Below are 21,774 nucleotides of genomic sequence, written 5' to 3' on the forward strand. Positions count from 1 at the left end.
GAAGAAGGTTTTTATGGCTTAGACTGTTTCTACATTGGATATGGAAAATTTTAATTTGGTTTATTTTGCAACGATGTTTACAAGTTTACCAGGAACAGCAATAACTTTTTTGATGTCTTTGCCTTCGATATTTTCTTTTACGTGTTGATCAGCAAGTGCAGCTTTTTCTAGATCTTCACGCGATGCATCTTTTGCAACCATCAGTTTAGCACGTACTTTTCCGTTAACTTGAACAACGACTTCGACTTCATCATCTACAAGTTTGGCTGGATCGAATGTTGGCCATTCAGCATAGGTGATTGTTTCCGTGTGACCCAGTTTTCCCCAAAGTTCTTCAGCAATGTGAGGAGCGATTGGTGCTAACATTTTGACGAATCCTTCAGCGTAGGCTGTTGGTACAACTTCAGCTTTATAGCAATCGTTGATGAAGACCATCATTTGAGAAATTGAAGTATTGAAACGGATATGTTCGTTGTTATCTGTCACCTTTTGTACTGTTTGGTGATACACTTTTTCTAAAGTTGTATCATTTGATGCTTGGATTTTATCTGATAGTTCGCCATTCTCTTCGTTGATAAATAGACGCCAGATACGGTCTAAGAAACGACGTGCTCCGTCTAATCCGTTTGTAGACCAAGGGATAGAAGCCTCAAGTGGGCCCATGAACATTTCATATAAACGAAGTGTATCTGCACCATGACTAGCTACGATATCGTCTGGGTTTACAACATTCCCTTTCGATTTAGACATTTTTTCGTTACCTTCACCTAGGATCATACCTTGGTTGAATAGTTTTTGGAATGGTTCCTTTGTTGGTACAACACCCAAATCATAAAGAACTTTATGCCAGAATCGAGCATACAGCAAGTGAAGTACTGCGTGTTCTTGACCACCGATGTAAATATCAACTGGTAACCAACGTTTTAGTAGCTCTGGATCAGCGATTACTTCTTTGTTATGTGGATCGATATAGCGTAAGAAGTACCAGCTTGAGCCAGCCCATTGTGGCATTGTATTTGTTTCACGACGTCCTTTTTTACCTGTAACAGGATCTACAACATTTACCCATTCATCAATATTTGCAAGTGGTGATTCACCTGTACCACTTGGACGGATATCAGAAGTTTTTGGTAGAACTAATGGAAGTTCTTCTTCTGGAACTGTTGTAATTGTACCATCTTCCCAATGGATGACAGGAATCGGTTCACCCCAGTAGCGTTGACGAGAGAATAACCAGTCACGTAGACGGTAGGAAACTTTCTTTTCGCCGACTTTGTTTTCTTCAAGCCATGCGATTGCTTTCGTAATCCCTTCCATTTTGCCTAAACCATTTAAGAAATCTGAGTTGATATGTGGACCATCTTCAGTAAAGGCTTCTTTTTCAACATCTCCACCTTCAAGAACAGGGATGATCGGTAAATTGAATTGTTTTGCAAATTCATAGTCACGTTCATCATGTGCTGGCACGGCCATGATTGCACCTGTACCATAGCTAGCTAATACATAGTCTGCAATCCAAATTGGAATCTCTCTACCATTAATAGGATTCACAGCGTATGCACCAGTGAAGACACCTGTTTTTTCTTTTGCTAAATCAGTACGTTCAAGATCCGATTTCATCTTCACTTCATTAAGGTATGCTTCTACAGCTTCACGTTGAGAATCTGTCGTGATTTCTTTTACTAATGCATGTTCTGGAGCAAGTACTGTGTAAGTAGCACCAAACAATGTATCTGGGCGTGTAGTGAATACGCGGAAGCGTTTATCCGTATCTTTGATATTGAAATCGACTTCAGCACCTTCAGAACGACCAATCCAGTGACGTTGCATATCTTTAATATTTTCTGGCCAATCAACTTCTTCTAAATCATCAATTAGACGATCAGCATATGCAGTAATTTTAAGCATCCATTGTTTCATCGGACGACGTTCTACTGGATGACCACCACGTTCTGATTTACCATCGATCACTTCTTCGTTTGCTAGCACCGTACCAAGTGCTGGACACCAGTTAACAGCTACTTCGTCAATGTAAGCTAAACCTTTTTTATACAATTGGATGAAGATCCATTGAGTCCATTTATAGTATTCAGGATCTGTTGTATTAATTTCACGATCCCAATCATAGCTAAAACCTAGTTCTTGGATTTGGCGTTTAAATGTGCTGATGTTCTTTTGTGTAAATTCTGCAGGGTCATTTCCTGTATCAAGTGCATATTGTTCAGCAGGAAGACCAAATGCATCCCAGCCCATTGGATGCATTACATTATAGCCTTGCATACGTTTGAAGCGAGATAAGATATCTGTTGCAGTATAGCCTTCAGGGTGTCCTACATGAAGACCTGCCCCTGATGGATATGGGAACATATCTAATGCAAAAAATTTAGGTTTTGACTCGTCATTTACTGTTTTGAATGTTTCGTGTTCAGCCCAGTAAGCTTGCCATTTTTTCTCGATTTCTTGATGATTGAAATTCAATGGTAACTCCTCCTTCTTGTGTAAAATAACGATAGTTAGTTTGCTTCTAATATGAAGAATGCCGTGAAATATAAAAACTCTCGTCCCTTGAAAAAGGGACGAGAGTTTAAAATCTCCCGCGGTACCACCCAAATTAGTGTAAGCACTCAACTTGATTCCTTAACGCGGAAAACGACTATGGCTATCATTTATTTCACCATTGTGACTCCCGGGCGAGTTCAATTTACCGATTTACTAACTTACACCAACCGTTAGCTCTCTACAAAATCAAGATAAACCTACTATTCCCTTTCACAGTCATATCATTATTGAATCTTATTCTAATCGAAGTAACGTAAATTGACAAGAGATTTAGTAAATTTATGAAAATTTCGGGATTAAATCAATATTCAACTGCACACCTGTATCACGAAGTACATCTTCAACTTTAAAACCTTCCATCACTTCTTTTAATACGAGCCCATTATTTGTGACTTCAATTACCGCTTTTTCCGTAATGATTAAATCAACTACTGTTTTACCTGTTAACGGTAAATCACAAGTCTTTTTAATCTTTGGAGACCCATCTTTTGCATTATGTTCCATGATGACAATCACTTTTTTTGCACCATGTACGAGATCCATTGCTCCACCCATACCTTTAATCATCTTTCCTGGAACCATCCAATTTGCAAGGTCTCCTTTTTCAGAAACCTCCATCCCCCCTAGAATGGCAACATCAATATGTCCCCCTCGAATCATGGCAAAAGATTCTGCACTACTAAAAAAAGCTGCTCCTGGTACAGTTGTGATGGTTTCTTTTCCAGCATTGATTAAGTCTGGATCTACTTTATCTGAAGTTGGGTAAGGTCCAATACCAAGAAGACCGTTTTCCGATTGTAAAATAACATTTTTTTCTTCTATATAATTAGCAACAAGTGTTGGCATTCCAATTCCTAGGTTCACGTAATTTCCGTCGGCTATCTCCTGCGAAGCCCTTTTAGCAATTTTTTCACGAATATTCATGTCTTCTCCTCCTATGAACGAGTCGTCACTTTTTCAATGCGCTTTTGTTGTTTTGCTTGAAGCATTCCTTGAACATAGATACTCGGCGTATGAATATAACCAGGATCGAGTTCGCCTATTGCAGCAAATTCTTCCACTTCAGCTATTGTAATTTTCGCTGCGGTTGCCATAATTGGATTAAAGTTTTGTGCTGTTTTATTATATTGTAGATTCCCTAGATGGTCTGCTTTATAAGCTCTGACCAACGCAAAATCAGCAACTAAAGATTCTTCTAGTAAATATTCTTTTCCACCAAAGTTGCGAATTTCTTTGCTTTCTGCAATCGGCGTACCAACCCCAGCAGGTGTATAAAAAGCAGGAATTCCCGCACCACCAGCACGTATCTTTTCTGCCAAAGTACCTTGTGGTATTAGTTCAACTTCTAGTTCACCCGCTAATACTTGTCGTTCGAATTCTTTGTTTTCTCCAACATATGAAGCTATCACTTTTTTAATCTGTTTATTTCTTAATAGCAATCCAAGACCCCAATCATCAATACCACAGTTATTAGAGATGACCGTTAAATCCTTTACTCTACTCTGAGCAAGGGCCATTATAAGCTGCTCTGGAATACCTACAAGCCCAAAGCCACCTACCATAATAGTCATTCCGTCATTTACTTGTGATATGGCTTCTTCTGCAGACCGATAAATTATCTTCACTTTCCACTCCCCCTTTTCTATCATTTTCTCAAAGACGGAATATTCTTGCAAATTTAAATAGATTCATTTCCTTTCTGATGCGCCTGCTAAATTCTTTTAGATGATCATCCTCCAAAAAAATAAAATATATTAAATAAAAAAACTTATTTATATAAATAAGTTTTTTTATTTACCTTTAATCCTTTTTCTGTTTTTATTTCGCTAATTTTACCATCCCAGCGTTTTACAGTAAATTGAGGTTTTAGAGCTTTACCCATGTAGAAACTTTGATAAATTGTAAAATGAACTTTTTGATTTTTATTTGTATATTTTCTGATTTTAGTTGCTGCAGTTCCTCTATTCATAGAATCTGTAAGTTCATGCATTCCTAGTATAGCTGCAGCCTGTGGTGATTTTGCACCAATTCCAAGACCAGCGATAAATGCTAATGTTTGTCTTTCATTTGAAGGTGGTAATGATTCAGCGTAATTTCTTGCTGTTTTTACACTCATATATAAATCAGTGATTTTTTCACCTGATATTTTTACTGTTGAATATATTATAACTCCTTTTTTCTCAGGACTTTTTCCAAAACCTGCACCAATTTCATTAGATGCATTACTTGTTGAGGGAAGTACACTCAAAATTAATATACCGATAATAAAAGATAATACTATTTTTTTCATAATTTAAACCTCTTTCACAGTTATATTTTAATGTCAATATTAACAAAAATGTAATAAAAATACAACTTCATATGTATTGTTTTCGATACACACGAAAAACTCTATAAAACCCTATATATCAACCTTTTTTACACTTTTAAAAGTGTTTGCCTTCTCACTACTTCTCACTCTCTATATAAGGGCTTTTCTCCACACAAGGGACGGGGTAGTATTTTTTCGAGAAAATCACTCGAAAAAATCTCCACCCTCAAGCCCTTGCGTGGAGAAATTTTGGCGGTGCTAGGATGTCGCCAAGCCGACGTACCTAAAACGAGGAAGGACCTACTCAAATCGTTTTTTATTTTTTCGATTTTGCTTAGTGACATATGGTTATTGGAAGATTGCATTGATATTTTTTTATCGTCTTTCGTAAAGAGTAATTCTTCTGCTTCTTTTCTTTGTGATTTCCAACCGTCTCTTTTTTATTTTGACCGACTTTTTGTGATAGTTCCTCAAAATAAGAAGAGAGACATGAGGCGGTTGTCAATCTAAATTTGTGGTACCGGACCGAAGGGAGGATAAGGAGCCATAAAAATGAATTACCTACCGTATTGACAAGCATCCCAATAATTAATAACCAGACACTTCTGGGCATTACTAAGTCCTCCATTTAATTCGAATATCTAAGCAATCGTATCAACCTTTTGTAAAACTACAACCATCTACAACAAATTTCTAACTTTCTTTCTGTAACAGATAAAGTATTCGTCCACTTCTACAAGTCCGTGATAGAATAAGAACTTGAGGAGTGAAACTATGACTGAAATTAAAAACAATGAATTCCCCTTTCCTTCTGATGGGAAACGTTATTATACATGGAACCGTTACTTACGAGATGAATTTGGTTGCAAGGTCTATAAAGTTGCCTTAGATGCAGGTTTTGATTGTCCAAACCGTGATGGCACTGTTGCTTTTGGTGGTTGCACTTTCTGTAGCGCCGCTGGATCAGGCGACTTCGCAGGAGATCGCGTAGACCCAATCCCTGTTCAATTCGAAAAAATCAAAGAAAAAATGCAACATAAATGGAAAGACGGCAAAACAATGGCATACTTCCAAGCTTATACAAATACGCATGCACCTCTCCCTGTTTTAAAAGAAAAATTTGAAGCGGCACTTGCTTGCGAGGGTGTAATGGGTCTAAGTATTGCTACCCGACCAGATTGTTTACCAGATGATGTTGTAGACTATTTAGCTGAATTAAATGAACGTACGTATTTATGGGTGGAACTTGGATTACAAACAGTTCATGAACGTACAGCCAATTTGATCAATCGTGCTCATGATTACGCTACTTATGTAGAAGGGTTAGAAAAACTTCGTAAACATGGCATTCGCGTCTGCACCCATATTATCAATGGTTTACCTCTAGAAGACTACGATATGATGATGGAAACAGCACGAGAAGTGGCAAAATTAGATGTCCAAGCCATTAAAATCCACTTACTACATTTATTAAAAGGCACACCACTCGTTAAGCAATACGAAAAAGGGAAGCTTGAATTAATGGACAAAGATGCCTATATCAATTTAGTAGCCGACCAATTAGAAGTGATTCCACCAGAAGTGGTCGTGCAACGAATTACTGGTGATGGCCCAATTGACTTAATGATTGGACCAATGTGGTCAGTCAACAAATGGGAAGTTTTAAATGGCATCGATGCTGAGCTTGAACGCCGTGGAAGCTGGCAAGGTAAGTTCTACAAAGCCGATGAAGTGAAGTCACGATGAAACTACAACGCGTCTTACAATACGCACAATTCCTATTACAAGATACTGTTGAAGCTGATGATGTAGTCGTAGATGCTACTGCTGGTAACGGCTATGATACAGCCTTTCTTGCTCAATTAGTTGGTGAACATGGTCATGTATATGCATTTGATGTCCAACAGCAAGCTGTGGATTCCACGAAGAGTCGTTTAGACGAAGAAGGATTAGCTAGCCGTGTTTCAGTAATTTTAGATGGTCACGAAAACGTTGCCCAATATGTAAAAGAATCGATTAGTGCTGCTATTTTCAACTTAGGTTATTTACCAGGTAGCGAGCATGAAATCATTACAAAACCTAGCACTACTTTAAAAGCCATCGAAAATTTGTTAAGTCTTTTAAAAGTAGGCGGCATGATTGTATTAGTTGTTTATTACGGACATGACGGGGGTAAAACGGAACGTGATCAAGTTATTGAATACGTCAGCAATTTACCTCAGAAAAAAGTTCATGTACTACGATACGAATTTATCAATCAAAAAAATGATCCCCCTTTTATCATTGCACTTGAAAAAATGAAGAATCTATAATATTTATTGTATGACACCTTAAATTATTGGTTTAAGGTGTCATTTCATGTAATAATCATTATTTTTCATCTTTAGTTTAAACGTCCCTTACTTAAGAGAACATTCTGCATAACTTGCTTAGTAATCCTAATAATAAATCTGGTAAACCAAAACTAATACATAAAAAAGGATGTAGCCTCCGTGTTCCTCTAGCACTATTTCAACCTTTAAATTTTCTATTGTATGCACAAACCTCTAACTCTACTTTTTCCGGCATATATGAACCCGTAATTGTATAGACTAATAACATCTTATTATACAAAGGAGCTTAAATCCAATATGCCAAAGATTCATGCTGTCAGTACATACTCTCCTCCACATCAAATTCCCCAAGAGAAGGCAGAAGAATTTATACATCAACTTTTCGCTGGTAGAATGGAAAGACTTGAACGTTATTTAAAAGTATTTCAGAATGCAGAAATCCATAATCGGCAGCTCGCTATGCCAATAGAGTGGTATAAAGAGGATCATTCTTTCTCTGAAAGAAATGATCTATATATTGAATTGGCAACAGATTATGGCGCTCGCGTAATTCAAGATTGCTTAGCTGAATCTTCTATTGATGTTAAAGATATTAATGCGCTTATTTTCGTATCGACTACAGGGATATCAACACCTAGCATCGAAGCACGATTAATGAACCAACTATCATTTTCTGAAGATGTCGTACGTATTCCTATATGGGGACTTGGCTGTGGTGGTGGCGCTTCAGGAATAAGTCGTGCAAATGATTATTGTTTAGCACACCCTGAAGCGTTGGTATTAGTCATCTGTCTTGAATTATGCAGCCTAACATTTCAACCAGAGGATTTAAATAAAAGCAACCTAATTGGAACCTCATTATTCGGAGATGGTGTTGCTTGTGCTTTGGTATGCGGCGATCAAGTAAAATTATCTAGTGGAAAAGCATTACCTTCTATTAAAAACACCGCTTCTAGACTACTATCAAATTCAGAAGATGTTATGGGATGGCGTGTTGAAGATAACGGCCTACACGTAATTTTCGCTAAAAGCATTCCTATGATTATTGAAAAATGGCTTACACCTTTTGTAAAAAGTTTTCTTCAGAAAAATGGACAATCATTACAAAATATCAGCCAATTCATCGCTCATCCTGGAGGTAAAAAAGTGCTCGCCGCATACGAAACAGCTTTGGAGCTTCCAAAAGAATTATTAGCAGCAAGTTCTTTCATCTTACAACAGCATGGCAATATGTCCTCGCCTACAGTGCTATTTGTTTTAAAACATGTTATGGAGCAGCAACCCGCAATTGGTGAACTTGGAATTATGGCTTCACTCGGTCCTGGATTTAGCGGTGAACTAGTCTTACTAAAATGGGAGTGACGAACATTTTATTTTTCATTGTGTTTGCAATCATCTGTCTTCAAAGAATCGTAGAGTTACGTATTGCTAAAGCGAATGAGCATTATATGAAAGAACGTGGAGCTATTGAATTCGGGCAATCACATTATCCATTTATTGTCTTACTGCATGTATCATTCTTGTGCAGTCTATTCATTGAACACTACGTAAAAAATGCATCCCTTAATCCATTATGGATTTTGTTACTCGCATCCTTTTTGCTACTACAAGTAGGTAGAGTGTGGGCTATCAAGTCATTAGGACATTTTTGGAATACGAAAATTATTGTGTTGCCGGATGCAAACTTAGTAAAGAAAGGGCCCTATAAATGGCTACCCCACCCCAATTATTTGATTGTCGCATTAGAGATTGCAGTTATCCCATTAATTTTCCAAGCATATTATACTGCGGTTCTATTTACTATTTTAAATATGGTTATGATGTTTGTGAGAATATCCGCAGAGGAAGCAGCATTGAAGAGTGTCTATAAAGATGGAGGAAACTTAGAAAATTCATCGTTGTAATTTCCAAGAGGTTTTTTTGTATTTTCTGTCTCAATCAAAGTAGAAAAGGTGTCTGCAATTGAACTGCAGACACCTTTTATCTAAACATTATTTTTTAAGTCGTTCTTCCCAAAAAGTAGCATTTTTAATACCAAGTTTCACAGGATCAAACTCTGGATCTTTACCAGCTTTTTTCTGTTGTTCATAATCCTTAAGTGCAATAAGCGTCGGTTTTACTAAGAATACTAGGGATATGACATTTACCCAAACCATTATACCAAGACCGATATCACCAAGAGTCCATGCAGATTCAGATGTTTTTACTGCACCGAAATATGTTGCTAAAATAATTAATATTTGAACGAAACGGATTCCAATTTTTTGTTTTTTTCCATCAAAGATATAAGAAACATTTGTTTCAGCAATATAGTAATACGCCATTGTTGTCGTAAATGCGAAGAAAAATAATGCAATGGCAACAAAAGCTGCTCCAAAACCACCGATTGGAAATGCTGCATCTACAGCTGCCTGTGTGTAAGCTGTACCTGCATCAATACCCGGTATATTTTCTACTAAAAATTCACCTTTTCCATTATCTAATTGTACATTGTACATACCTGTAAACAAAATCATGAATGCTGTAGCTGTACAAACTAGGAATGTATCTAAATAGACAGAAGCAGCTTGTACTAAACCTTGTTTTACAGGATGAGATACTTCTGCAGCTGCAGATGAGTGAGGACCTGTTCCTTGTCCTGCCTCATTTGCATATATACCACGTTTAACTCCCCATGCAATCGCTGCACCCAAAATACCACTAAATATTTGCTCTGCACCAAATGCACTGCGGAAAATCAGGCCAAATATTGCAGGTACTTGATCAATATTAATAATAATAATAATTGCTGCCACTAAAATATATCCTATTGCCATAAAAGGTACGATGACAGACGCTGCGCTAGCAATACGTTTAACACCACCAACAATAATTGTCCCTAAGATTAGACAAACAACTAAACCTGATACCCAGTGTGGAATATTAAATGCTGTTTTCATCGCATCAGCAATTGCATTTGATTGTACAGTCGGTTGAAGAACTGACATTGCGATTAATGCCGCAATGGCAAAAACCATACCTAACCATCTTTTACCAGTAAAATGATGAATGTAGTACGCGGGACCACCTCTATACTGTCCATTCTTTTCTTCTTTATAAATTTGAGCAAGTGTTGACTCTACATAAGCTGTTGCTGCACCGATGAAAGCTGTCACCCACATCCAGAATATAGCACCAGGACCCCCGAAAGCAATTGCTGTAGCTGTACCAGCAATATTACCTGTACCAATACGACCAGATAGCGCCATCGACATGGCTTGGAATGAAGAAACGCCTGCATCAGATTTTTTACCATGGAAAATTTGACCGAACATGTCTTTTAAGAATCTAACTTGTACACCCTTAGTTAAGATAGTAAATACTAATCCAACTAGTAAAATCCCATAAATCATCCACGGTCCCCATAAAAAGTTGTAAACAGCATCAATTATGGTTTTCATCTTGTTGTCTCCCATCATGTTGAATTTTGACAAAATATAATCATATTATTTAAATATTCTTGCAAAATATTATTCGTCAATTATATATCATTGATTTTTATTTTAAAATAAAACACTTATATTATGCACCCATTGTAATCGTTTACAAACGAAATTGACATAAAATCGTCACAATATGTACTCTCCACAAGGACAATGTGACGTTTTTTATAATTTTTATATTATTAAAATAAATTAATTTCACGAATTCTTCACAAAGCAAAAAACACGAACGTTCTATAATTAATTTTAACTAATGATAAGTTTTTTATTTTTTCGTTCAGACGGACGCTTTCCGCAAGTAAATGACCAACCTCCTCACTCCGTTCAGTCTAAGTCTTTATTATACTACTTTTCTATAAAACACTCCGTCTTCAATCATTAGAATTACTCATAGGATATGAAGCTAAACAGAGTTCAACTAAAAGTAATATGTTCGTGTTTTTGATTGAACATTAAATTATTAAATTAATTCAATTAGCTTTAAATGGGCATTTCAATAGAATCTTTTATTTTAAAAGTTCATAATTTCAATTTTTGTCCACTGGCGACAACATATTAGCAGGAAAATTCATCCTGTTTCAACGAATACAAAGATGAAAAATTAAACAATATAATGAATAATAATGTTGTTTTTATTCACTTAACTTGTTTTGTAAGACTTAAGGAAAGTATGTTTCTACTATCCCAAAAGACAAAAAGGTTATGCTAAGCAAATTATCGCTTATCATAACCTTTTTGTACTTTTTTCTTATTTTATATAATATATCCAATATTTCGTAATGCATTAAAGATAAAAGATTCCATATACTGATAAATTTCATCACGCTCTGGTTCTTGGTAAAGATCGTGATAGCATACATTCCATTCTTTATATTGCATCTCCGATATATTTTGTTGTACAAGCCATTTTTTGCTATGAGTTTGGGAAACGATTTTATCATTTCCCCCATTCATTAACAATACAGGGATATCTGGAAATCCTTCTTGCATTGTAGAAACAGCCTTCATAAATTGATGAAGCTCTCGATACCAATTTACAGTAATGACGGAATTATAATAAAAATCATCTTTTTCTTCTTTATAAAAATCATAACTTCGTGTTAATTGTTTTACCGTTACATCGTGATGAATCTTCATATTTCCAGTCAACTTGCTTAATCCGGTAAGAGCATTGGATAATTTTGAAGGTTGATGAATCAAATGCAACCATGGCGATGTCAAGATCAAACCTGCACATTCGTATTTATATTTTTGTTCGATTTGAATTGCAAGGGCTGCACCTAGTCCATGACCAATGATGAATATCGGTAAATTATAGTTTAAAGCTATTTGCATCATTTGGCGGATAAATTTCCCATAATCTCTGAAATCTTCATCATGTGCCTTTTTACCTCTGCTTTCTTCCCCATGCCCAGGTAAATCTCCTGTAATTACGTGCATTCCAGACATTCTTAATTTTTCGATTAACCAAGCATAACGACGATGATGTTCATATGCACTATGTATAAATACCACAACTGCTTTAGCCTGACCTTCTGCTTCCCATTTCCACATAATAACTCTCTCCTCATTCTTTCCTGTCTATATTTTAACGCATTATATGAATTTCTGTTCCAATTAACTCATTGGTTTGTTACGATAATATTATAATCTTAGCTTGAAATGAGGCGTATTTTCGATGATTTATCCATTTAAAGATAAAAAACCATCTATTGACCCATCTGTATTTATTGGTGACAACGTTGTTATTACAGGTGACGTGACAATAGGTCCAGATTCGTCTATTTTTTATAATACCGTTATTCGTGGTGATGTTTCACCTACAATTATCGGTCGAAAAGTAAATGTTCAAGATTTATGTTGTTTACATCAAAGCCCTACTGCTCCACTTATTTTAGAAGATGAAGTAACGGTTGGTCATCAAGTTACCCTTCATAGCTGCCATGTTAAAAAAGGTGCACTAATCGGTATGGCTTCCATCGTTTTAGATGGTGCTGAAATTGGTGAAGGTGCATTTATCGGTGCTGGTAGCCTAGTAACACAAGGAAAGAAAATCCCACCAAACACACTTGCGTTTGGCCGACCTGCAAAGGTAGTTCGAGAACTAAATGAGGACGATAAAAAAGAAATGAACCGCATTATCCATGAATATTATGAAAAAGGGCAATTTTATAAATCTGTTCAAAATAGTCCATTACCACGATAATTTTTATGATTTGGTTTTGTAAAAGTAAGGAAGATTGTTTGTAAACTATCTATCTATTTTATCCATCTGCAGACGCTATTTGAACAATCGTTCTTCGCTTTTAATTTAGGGCTCGGAATTTCCCATTCCGAGCCTTTTTAAAAATAAGCTGATTTGATTCTTTTTATGCTTTATCAATTACATATTAAACTTTATAAAACGGAGATGCTTATATGAAAAAGATTCATTATAGTTGGATTATTTTGGTTATAACATTCTTTTCCATTATTGTTGCAGGTATTATACGATCCTCTTCTGGCGTTTTTATAGAGCCATTTGAAACTGAGTTTAACTGGAGCCGGCCAGTTATTTCATTTGCTTTTGCAATTGGTTTATTTTTATATGGATTTTCAGGTCCTTTTATGGCTGCATTTGTCGAAAGATTCGGACTAAAAAATGTCATGTTAGCATCTATGCTTCTTTTATCATTCGGGTTAGGCTTAACATTTGTGATGACTCAAGAATGGCAACTCGTTCTAATATGGGGAGTCATAATCGGAATTGGTTCTAGTCTTTTTTTAACTGTACTCAGTACACAAATAGCTAATCGATGGTTTGTAAAGCACCGTGGTTTAGCTGTAGGAATATTAACTGCCGCAACTGCAACTGGACAGCTTATCCTACTACCTGTACTTGCTACATTAATAGAAAACTATAGCTGGCATCATGCAATTGCCTTGATCTTTGGATTGAGCATCATCATGCTGATTCTTATTTTCCTATTTATGAAGGATTTCCCTAAACAAATTGGTACAACTGCTCTCGGATTAACAGGACAAGAGCCATCTACATTTTCTACTGAAAAGTCTATAGAAAATCCTTTTAAAATTGTTTGGGATTCATTAATTGAAGGGTGTAAGAGTAAAGCTTTTTGGCTGTTAGCTGGTAGTTTTTTTATATGCGGATTGTCTACTACAGGATTAATAGGAACTCACTTTGTTGGTTATTGTATGAGTTTTGGTATTCCAATGGTACTTGCCGCATCCATGCTTAGTTTTATGGGAATATTTGATTTAGTTGGTACAACTTTATCTGGTTGGCTAAGTGATAAAATCGATAATCGATGGTTATTATTTTTCTATTATGGACTTCGCGGATTATCTTTATTATTTTTGCCAGTTGCATTGAATAATGGTTCTATTACTCTACTTATAATTTTCTCAGTTTTTTATGGGCTCGATTGGATTGCTACTGTACCTCCTACGATCGGGCTTGCTAGACGAGAATTCGGTATACAGAAAAGTGCTATGATGTATGGCTGGATGGTAGCATTTCATCAGGTGGGTGCAGCAGTGGCAGCTTACGGCGGTGGCTTAATCTATAATATTTTCGATTCTTATACATGGGCCTTTATGCTGTCAGGCGCATTTTGTGCATTAGGTAGCTTATTCGTCATTTTATTGAAAAAGCATAATCCCAAAGACGAAGCTATTATGCCTTAAGAAAAAGATTGAACTAAAAATAAAAAGAGCTTTGTTAAATTTTCAACAAGGCTCTTATTTTCGTTAATTCATTATTCAAAACTACTATATCCGCTATAAAATGAATTGGAATCAGCTTCGCTTTCCGCGGGCGAACCGATGAGCTTCGTTGCAGAGAAAATCTCGCTGCGGGGTCTTTCTGGCTCGCTTTCCCGCAAGTAAAGATTGCTCCTGCGATTACTCGTCGCAGAAAATTCTTTTTGCTCCTGGAGCAAAAAGAATTTTCGCTGATTCCACTTCAACAAAAATTACATCATAGTGACTTCTCTCTATTGCAATTTCTTTTGATTGTCTATCAAGTAAAAGATTTTTAATCAGCCTTGGACTCAGGGAAATCATCTTGGAGTTCTTGAAATTCATCACGGAATTGAAGTCTTTCATTTTGTTTATCAGTAAAATTTTGTCTATCGCGAATTTCCTTTGACAGAGCAAATGAAGTATACATTACGAAAATAATCCCCAACCAATAATAACCCTTTTCAACTAACGGCCACTCGGTATTCCAAATACTAATCATGCCAATACCAAAAGACGCAATCGTTGATAACCAACAAAGACCCAAATACTCTTTTGAAACTCTTATATTCTCTTTTTTATCTCGTATTGTTTTAACAAGTGAAAAAGCGGAGAAAGTAATCCACCCTAACACAATCGTGTAATATCCTCGTTCAACAAGCATCCAATCTGTGTTCCAAATAGCAATAAGAACAAAAGCAAAACCCGTTATAAAGGCTGCCCACGTTAAAAAGAAAAATTCATTTGATTTCAGGGTTATCTATCCTTTCATCTCAGAATATATGCTGATTTATATTAGACTAACACTTATTTTTCTACTAATCAACATAATAGTATAATATAGTATTTAATACCATAATATTACTAATACAAATGAAAACTCGCCTATAGATATTGGATTCTACACTTACCTTTTAATCTTACTGTTATATCTTCAAGATAAAATCAGTGGTTTCACTTTCATTTTTATTTTATTTTTCTTCTTAATTTTTTTAGTAGTAACTCGTCTTATCAAAAGAAAAAGTCAATACATACGAAAAATCAATCCTATTTTTTGTATAACATTTCTTTTATTTTGTTATGAACTTCCCCTTATATTATATGATTCAACTTCACATGTCGCTCTTCTTTATCAACCGCCTGAACAAATTTTTGAAGGTTCAAATATCTATTTATTAGGAGTAAAGCAAGTGAATTTTAAGTTTATGGAAAATAAATTAGCTGTTACAGAACATTTAGATAAGCAAAATATAAATGCGCTTAATATAATTGAAGGAACAAATCAACTACGTTACGAATCTAAAAATCGTCAATTATTAGAATGGTTTCATCTAAAAAAGGATGATGTAGAACAAATGAAAGAAAGCGTAAGATATAATTTGAAAATTGAAGATAAAAAAATTGATACATTTCTAAATAGAAATCACATAGATGGAAATAGTGCAGGGTTAGCACTAGTATTATCAGGAATCATTATAAAAGGCAATTTGCAAAATACACTACCAATTGCTATAACTGGAGGTATTGACAAAAAGGGCGATATATTATCAATTGGAGCCTTAAAAGAGAAAATTCAAATTGCTAGTCTATCAGGTATTCCATTTATGATTGTTCCAAGTGAAAATGCAAAGGAAGCGGCTAAAATTCAAAAAGAGATTAATACAAATATCCAAATTTTTAATGTAGCAACTATTAATGAAGCCATTAAAGTGGTTAATAAAATTAATAATAAAAATAAATAAAAAGCATTCCCCTAATTCATATTTGTTAGAGTGTCTAAAAACTAATTTAATATTAAACAATCGACCATATAAAAATAGAATGACTTAGGATAACCTAAAAAACTGCTGCCAATTATTTTTGAAAAACAGTTTTTTTATTAGAAATTAAGACAAACTAAAAAGGTCGTCTCACTATTAAAGTGAACGACCTTTTTATACTTATTGATTTGCGTGATTAATCGACTAAGCTTTTACTGCAAATTTAGCTTTTAGAGCTTCTGCCTTATCAGTAATTTCCCATGGAACATTCAAATCTGTGCGGCCAAAATGTCCGTATGCAGCAGTTTGCTTGTAAATAGGGCGACGAAGATCAAGCATTTTAATAATACCTGCTGGACGTAAGTCGAAGAATTCACGAATCGCTTCTACTAAGTCACTTTCTTTTACAATGCCTGTGCCGAATGTATCGACTGCGATGGATACAGGTTGTGCAACGCCAATAGCATATGCAAGTTGAACTTCTGCACGCTCTGCAAGACCTGCTGCCACGATATTCTTCGCAACATAACGAGCTGCATATGCACCAGAACGGTCAACTTTTGTAGCGTCTTTACCTGAGAATGCACCACCACCATGACGAGCATAACCACCGTAAGTATCAACGATAATCTTACGTCCTGTAAGGCCTGCATCTCCTTTAGGTCCACCAATTACGAAACGGCCTGTTGGATTAATGAAGTATTTAGTGCTTTCGTCAAGTAATTCAGCTGGTACAACTTTTGCGATTACTTCTGCTTTTAAATCTTTTTTGATTTGTTCTAACGTCACTTCTTCATCATGTTGAGTTGAAATAACGATCGTATCTACACGTACTGGATGGTTGTTTTCATCATACTCAATTGTTACTTGTGTTTTACCATCAGGGCGTAAGTAATTTAATTGGCCTGATTTACGAACTTCTGTTAAGCGGCGTGCTAATTTGTGCGCAAGGCTAATTGGAAGTGGCATTAATTCAGGTGTTTCGTTACAAGCGTAACCAAACATTAAACCTTGGTCCCCTGCACCAATCGCTTCAATATCTGCATCTGTCATAGAGCCTTCACGAGCTTCTAAAGCTTGGTCAACACCAAGAGCGATATCAGGTGATTGTTCGCCAATCGCAACAAGTACAGCTAAGTTTTCAGCATCGAAACCATATTTACCGCGAGTATAGCCAATTTCTGTAACAGTATCACGTACGATTCCTTTAATATCTACATAAGTAGATGTTGTAATTTCACCTGCTACAAGTACAAGCCCTGTTGTAACTGTTGTTTCACAAGCTACTCGTGCGTTTGGATCTTTTGCAATAATTGCATCTAAAATTGCATCTGAAATTTGGTCACAGATTTTATCCGGATGTCCTTCTGTTACGCTTTCTGAAGTAAATAATCTTTTGTTTGTCATTTGGTTTCCTCCTATTATCAACGAGATCCTCTCGAAAAAAGATACGGTACTCATTACCCATGTCCGTTTAAACTATTAAGCTAAACGCCAAGCCAGCTAAAAAGCTGCTTTTTAACACGAGGATATAGAAAGTGCCATTACATAATATAAATAGAATTCTACAAATCACATATAATAATGAAACAAATCAGATTTGCTTCTATTTTTTGAAAAAAAAAACCTCTCACTCATCGTAAACCAATGAGGAAAGGGTATGTTTCGTAAGCACCTTTCACTCTTATCGTTCAAGGAATCATCCTTGCATCAGATTAGCACCAACGCATCACGTGAAAGATAATGCAGGTTGCCGGGTTTCATAGGGCCTGACCCTCCACCAGCTCGGGATAAGAGTATCCGTTCTAATGCATATAGTAAGTGATATTGATTTGAAAGTCAAACTATTTTATATTCATATTAAAAAAAGATAAATTTTAAAAATTAATTAGCTATTAGTATAGACTATTAATCTGAATGTGTTATACTAATTCTCGAAATGAAAATTAAAAACCCACAACACGGGAATAATATAAAAAGGATGGTACGAACAAAGATGAATTCAATAGAAATTGCGAATGAACTGAAGGATTTATTACAAGGTCAAAATATTTTGGAACAACTTTCAGTCCCACAATTAGTGGAGAAAGCAACTTCACGTGGTGAAGCAATCTTAACAGTTGATGGCGCTGTTCGTGCAGTAACAGGTAAATATACAGGACGTTCTCCTAAAGATAAATATATGGTAGAAGAAGCTTCAACTCAAGATAAAATTGATTGGGGTAAAATTAACCAACCAATTTCTTCAGAAGTATTCGATTCATTATATAACAAAGTTGTTAACTATTTAAAACAAAAAGAAGAAGTTTTTGTTTTTAAAGGTTTTGCAGGCGCAGATCCTGAATCACGCTTGGCAATCCGAGTTGTCAATGAATACGCTTGGCATAACCTATTTGCTCATCAGCTATTCATCCGCCCTACTGAAGAGGAACTTAATACAATACATGATGCTGACTTCACAATCGTATCTGCTCCAACATTTAAAGCAGATCCTGAAGTTGATGGTACATCTTCAGAAACATTCATCATTGTATCAATTGAAAAACGTATCATCTTAATTGGTGGAACAGAATACGCTGGTGAAATGAAAAAATCTATCTTCGGTATCATGAACTACCTATTACCACAACAAGACATTCTTCCAATGCACTGTTCAGCAAACGTTGGAGAAGAAGGTGACGTTGCCCTATTCTTCGGCTTATCAGGTACTGGTAAAACAACTTTATCTGCTGATGGTAATCGTAAATTAATCGGTGATGACGAACACGGCTGGTCAGATAACGGTGTATTTAACATTGAAGGTGGTTGCTACGCTAAAACAATCAACCTTTCCGCTGAAAAAGAACCAGAAATTTATAACGCAATTAATTTCGGTACAGTTTTAGAAAACGTAGTCGTAGATCCTGAAACTCGTATTCCTGATTACGATGATGTAACTTTAACACAAAACACTCGTGTTGCGTACCCAATCCAAAATATCGAAAATATTGTTGATCCATCTGTTGCAGGTCACCCAAAAACAGTCATTTTCTTAACAGCTGATGCTTTTGGTGTTTTACCTCCAATCAGTAAATTAACAAAAGAACAAGCAATGTATCACTTCTTATCAGGCTTTACTTCTAAAACTCCTGGTACAGAACGTGGTGTTGTAGAACCAGAACCAGTATTCTCTACTTGCTTCGGTGCTCCATTCTTCCCATTACACGCAACAGTTTATGCAGAAATGTTAGGTAAGAAAATTGACGAACACCAAGTAAATGTATTCTTAGTAAACACTGGATGGACTGGTGGTAGCTACGGTGAAGGTATCCGTATGAAACTTTCTTACACTCGTACAATGGTACGCGCTGCAATCGATGGCAAACTAAACGATGTATTCACTGAAAAAGATCCAATCTTCGGTTTTGCAATGCCAACTGCAATTGAAGGTGTTCCAACAGAACTTTTAAATCCACGTAACGTATGGGCTAATAAAGAAGCTTATGACAAAAAAGCAACTGAATTAGCTGGTATGTTCCATGAAAACTTCAAAAAATTCGGTGTTGTTTCCGAAGATTTCGCTAAAAAAGGTGCACCAATCGCTTAATTAGTTTTGAACCTATAAGTAATCCATATCGGATAAACCCCGAGCAGTTTTGATCGAGCTGCTCGGGGTTTTAGTTTTGGCATCCACATATTTACGGGTGTTGGTGGATCTTACTTGCGAATATCAGGAGTTTACTTGCAATTTTGATACTTTTACTTACGAATACATTACTTTTACTTGCGACTTTTTAAATTGTATTTGCGTTCTCAGCATTTTAAATCTTCTCTGCAATTACATCATTTTATGACGAGCACAATGGAGCATATTTAATCCGTATCATCAGGAAGAAATTCAACTTTACATTTCAATTGTTCAAACATCTCGACAATGGGCTCTGCTTCTTCCTTTGTTACTTGGTTGAAGTAAACTTCTTCTCCATAATTATGAAGCTCAATACCTTCAGTAAGCTCTGCATCATGGAAAACAATAGAAAACCATTTTAATTTTCCATTTAAAGAAGCTTGATTTTGAAAATAGGCTCGATTATTCTCATCTAACATGATACGTTGAATTTTGACAAGTCCTTCAATACGTGAAATAAAGCTAATTTTTTCTAATTCTTCAATCGCCTGTTCTTCTTCTTTCCAACTTTGGATTTGAACCTCTGAATACGGTTCAGAATAATTGGACCAAAGTTCTTGCCAATAAGGATACCGCTGAGAAAAATCCAAGTCTTTGTCATTTAACTTTAAATCAATCTTTGCTTTAATATAGCCCAATTCATCACCCCATTACAATTGTTGTAATTTCATCCACTGACAAGCACTATCTACAACTTTTCGATTAACATCACTCGGGAAAAAATGCGTATATTCAGGATAGTACCAAGTCTCTACATGCTTATTTAAAGTCTTCAAGCCGTTTTCCAAAAGCTGAGCATGTTTAAAACCTACATTGTCATCTAACATACCATGAATGATTAATACAGGAGCTTTTATCTCATCAACACGAGGCATTGGTTGCCGTTCTTCGTAAACGATTGGATTTTTTTGCGGAGAACCACCTAGTACTCTTTTCATCATTCTGCGCATATCGACTCGTTCTTCATACGTAAATTTAATATCTGAAACGCCACCCCATGTAACAATTGAAGTAATATCATCGCGCAATATTCCCGTCCATAGCGCCATAATACCACCTCTTGAAAATGCAAAAAGATGAATGCGTTTATTTAAACAAAAATGTTTTAACACATCGACTGCATTAATCGCATCAAAACGGTCCTCCCCCACAAATTCATCTTTTCCTTCACCACCTCGTACCCCTCTGTAGTATGGGGCAAAAACAATAAATCCATGGGAAGCAAGTTGTGCAATACGTGCAGGTCGTACCATTCCAACACCCTGCATGCCGCCACGCAAATATAGTATCCCTTCATAATTTGCTTTAGCAATTGGTGTAGCAAGCAAACCTTTAACACGTAAACCTTCTGACCAATAAGTGATTTCTGTTAATTTTATATTTGGATTTGGGGAAGGATATTCTCTTAAATAGTCGATTTCACCATTTGTCTTCACGTTCACTCACCTTCTCTAAAATCTTTTTCATGCCTAAGTCTTTCATGTAAAAACTTAATCGATTGTTTGCTAATAGTTGTTCTTCAGTCATTAATACAGCACCGTTTGTCTCCATATTTAGGTGATTTTGATCAAAGTTTTGGACAGTTGCTGTATAAACAGCTTTCGTAAATGGGGCATTTTCTTGAACCATGTATGTTGCAAGCCATTCCACATTGACAATTTTGGCACCTGTTTCTTCAAATACTTCCCTTTCTGCAGCTTCTTCTAATGTCTCTCCACCTTCTACTTTGCCACCAGGAAATTCATAGCCACGTTCTGGATGCTCTGTTAGCAACCATTTTCCCTCATACTTTGCTAAAACAAGTACATGCTTTGGAATAATACTGAAAGCATTCTTTTTAAAAGATAATCCACAACCGTTACCATTCAAATCTGTATATGTAAACATACCTTCGCTCACTCCTTATCGTATTTAGTGTAAC

19 protein-coding genes, 1 riboswitch and 1 other annotated feature are annotated in these 21,774 nt (G+C 35.9%); of the genes, 8 read left to right on the forward strand and 11 right to left on the reverse strand.

Features of this window, described 5'->3' with window-relative positions; translation table 11 throughout:
- Positions 1-60: 60 nt before the first annotated feature.
- The 4 genes from leuS to ACIQ4I_RS11275 all read right to left on the reverse strand — a co-directional run bounded on the left by leuS (position 61) and on the right by ACIQ4I_RS11275 (position 4,849).
- Complete coding sequence (gene leuS / locus ACIQ4I_RS11260) at positions 61-2,478, reverse strand: leucine--tRNA ligase (protein ID WP_403096065.1); 2,418 nt, start codon at positions 2,476-2,478, stop codon at positions 61-63.
- Positions 2,479-2,569: 91 nt separating this feature from the next.
- Positions 2,570-2,782 (reverse strand) — a binding site (T-box leader).
- A 56-nt stretch (positions 2,783-2,838) separates the two neighbouring features.
- Positions 2,839-3,483, reverse strand: coding sequence for a 3-oxoacid CoA-transferase subunit B (locus tag ACIQ4I_RS11265; RefSeq protein WP_403096066.1), 645 nt, complete (start codon positions 3,481-3,483; stop codon positions 2,839-2,841).
- Between the two features lie 11 nt (positions 3,484-3,494).
- Positions 3,495-4,184 (reverse strand): CoA transferase subunit A, encoded by a 690-nt coding sequence (locus tag ACIQ4I_RS11270; RefSeq protein WP_403096067.1) that lies wholly within the window; start codon positions 4,182-4,184, stop codon positions 3,495-3,497.
- 143 nt (positions 4,185-4,327) lie between these two features.
- The gene (locus ACIQ4I_RS11275; protein ID WP_403096068.1) at positions 4,328-4,849 is read right to left on the reverse strand and encodes a hypothetical protein; all 522 of its coding nucleotides are present in this window, start codon (positions 4,847-4,849) and stop codon (positions 4,328-4,330) included.
- A 795-nt stretch (positions 4,850-5,644) separates the two neighbouring features.
- Between ACIQ4I_RS11275 and mnmL the strand changes: the two genes are divergently transcribed.
- The 4 genes from mnmL to ACIQ4I_RS11295 all read left to right on the forward strand — a co-directional run bounded on the left by mnmL (position 5,645) and on the right by ACIQ4I_RS11295 (position 9,107).
- A complete protein-coding gene (mnmL, locus tag ACIQ4I_RS11280; RefSeq protein WP_403096069.1) occupies positions 5,645-6,616 on the forward strand; it encodes a tRNA modification radical SAM protein MnmL/YtqA in 972 nt (323 codons plus the stop codon).
- Positions 6,613-7,182, forward strand: coding sequence for a tRNA 5-(aminomethyl)-2-thiouridylate-methyltransferase MnmM (gene mnmM / locus ACIQ4I_RS11285; protein ID WP_403096070.1), 570 nt, complete (start codon positions 6,613-6,615; stop codon positions 7,180-7,182). The genes mnmL and mnmM overlap by 4 nt, the downstream gene beginning before the upstream one ends.
- A 318-nt stretch (positions 7,183-7,500) precedes the next feature.
- Positions 7,501-8,565: a type III polyketide synthase gene (locus ACIQ4I_RS11290; protein WP_403096071.1), complete on the forward strand. Its 1,065-nt coding sequence runs from the start codon at positions 7,501-7,503 to the stop codon at positions 8,563-8,565.
- Complete coding sequence (locus ACIQ4I_RS11295) at positions 8,556-9,107, forward strand: isoprenylcysteine carboxyl methyltransferase family protein (RefSeq protein WP_403096072.1); 552 nt, start codon at positions 8,556-8,558, stop codon at positions 9,105-9,107. The genes ACIQ4I_RS11290 and ACIQ4I_RS11295 overlap by 10 nt, the downstream gene beginning before the upstream one ends.
- Before the next feature lie 87 nt (positions 9,108-9,194).
- Here the strand turns inward: ACIQ4I_RS11295 and ACIQ4I_RS11300 are convergent, their stop codons facing one another.
- A complete protein-coding gene (locus tag ACIQ4I_RS11300; RefSeq protein ID WP_403096073.1) occupies positions 9,195-10,643 on the reverse strand; it encodes an alanine/glycine:cation symporter family protein in 1,449 nt (482 codons plus the stop codon).
- A gap of 795 nt (positions 10,644-11,438) precedes the next feature.
- A complete protein-coding gene (locus ACIQ4I_RS11305; protein WP_403096074.1) occupies positions 11,439-12,239 on the reverse strand; it encodes an alpha/beta hydrolase in 801 nt (266 codons plus the stop codon).
- A 124-nt stretch (positions 12,240-12,363) separates the two neighbouring features.
- Here ACIQ4I_RS11305 and ACIQ4I_RS11310 point away from each other — a divergent pair, with 124 nt between their 5' ends.
- On the forward strand, positions 12,364-12,891 hold the full coding sequence (locus ACIQ4I_RS11310) for a gamma carbonic anhydrase (protein WP_403096075.1): 528 nt from the start codon (positions 12,364-12,366) through the stop codon (positions 12,889-12,891).
- 212 nt (positions 12,892-13,103) lie between these two features.
- The gene (locus ACIQ4I_RS11315) at positions 13,104-14,372 is read left to right on the forward strand and encodes an MFS transporter (protein WP_403096076.1); all 1,269 of its coding nucleotides are present in this window, start codon (positions 13,104-13,106) and stop codon (positions 14,370-14,372) included.
- A gap of 349 nt (positions 14,373-14,721) precedes the next feature.
- Here the strand turns inward: ACIQ4I_RS11315 and ACIQ4I_RS11320 are convergent, their stop codons facing one another.
- Positions 14,722-15,186, reverse strand: a complete 465-nt coding sequence (locus ACIQ4I_RS11320; RefSeq protein WP_403096138.1) for a YiaA/YiaB family inner membrane protein — start codon at positions 15,184-15,186, stop codon at positions 14,722-14,724.
- Between the two features lie 430 nt (positions 15,187-15,616).
- Between ACIQ4I_RS11320 and ACIQ4I_RS11325 the strand changes: the two genes are divergently transcribed.
- Complete coding sequence (locus ACIQ4I_RS11325; RefSeq protein ID WP_403096077.1) at positions 15,617-16,168, forward strand: S16 family serine protease; 552 nt, start codon at positions 15,617-15,619, stop codon at positions 16,166-16,168.
- Positions 16,169-16,390: 222 nt separating this feature from the next.
- Here the strand turns inward: ACIQ4I_RS11325 and metK are convergent, their stop codons facing one another.
- Entirely contained in the window at positions 16,391-17,593 is a 1,203-nt protein-coding gene (gene metK, locus ACIQ4I_RS11330; protein ID WP_403096078.1) for a methionine adenosyltransferase, read from the reverse strand.
- Between the two features lie 274 nt (positions 17,594-17,867).
- A riboswitch (SAM riboswitch) is annotated at positions 17,868-17,983 on the reverse strand.
- A gap of 199 nt (positions 17,984-18,182) precedes the next feature.
- Here metK and pckA point away from each other — a divergent pair.
- Positions 18,183-19,772: a phosphoenolpyruvate carboxykinase (ATP) gene (pckA, locus tag ACIQ4I_RS11335; protein ID WP_403096079.1), complete on the forward strand. Its 1,590-nt coding sequence runs from the start codon at positions 18,183-18,185 to the stop codon at positions 19,770-19,772.
- Between the two features lie 266 nt (positions 19,773-20,038).
- Here pckA and ACIQ4I_RS11340 read toward each other — a convergent pair whose 3' ends face one another.
- The 3 genes from ACIQ4I_RS11340 to ytkD are packed head-to-tail and all read right to left on the reverse strand — an operon-like array spanning position 20,039 to position 21,740.
- Positions 20,039-20,491: a hypothetical protein gene (locus ACIQ4I_RS11340; RefSeq protein ID WP_403096080.1), complete on the reverse strand. Its 453-nt coding sequence runs from the start codon at positions 20,489-20,491 to the stop codon at positions 20,039-20,041.
- 12 nt (positions 20,492-20,503) lie between these two features.
- Complete coding sequence (locus tag ACIQ4I_RS11345; RefSeq protein ID WP_403096081.1) at positions 20,504-21,289, reverse strand: alpha/beta hydrolase family protein; 786 nt, start codon at positions 21,287-21,289, stop codon at positions 20,504-20,506.
- On the reverse strand, positions 21,273-21,740 hold the full coding sequence (gene ytkD / locus ACIQ4I_RS11350; protein WP_403096082.1) for an RNA deprotection pyrophosphohydrolase: 468 nt from the start codon (positions 21,738-21,740) through the stop codon (positions 21,273-21,275). Before ytkD ends, ACIQ4I_RS11345 begins: the two co-directional genes overlap by 17 nt.
- Positions 21,741-21,774 lie beyond the last annotated feature (34 nt).

Source organism: Rummeliibacillus sp. NPDC094406 (assembly GCF_044763875.1).
Lineage (GTDB): Bacteria > Bacillota > Bacilli > Bacillales_A > Planococcaceae > Rummeliibacillus.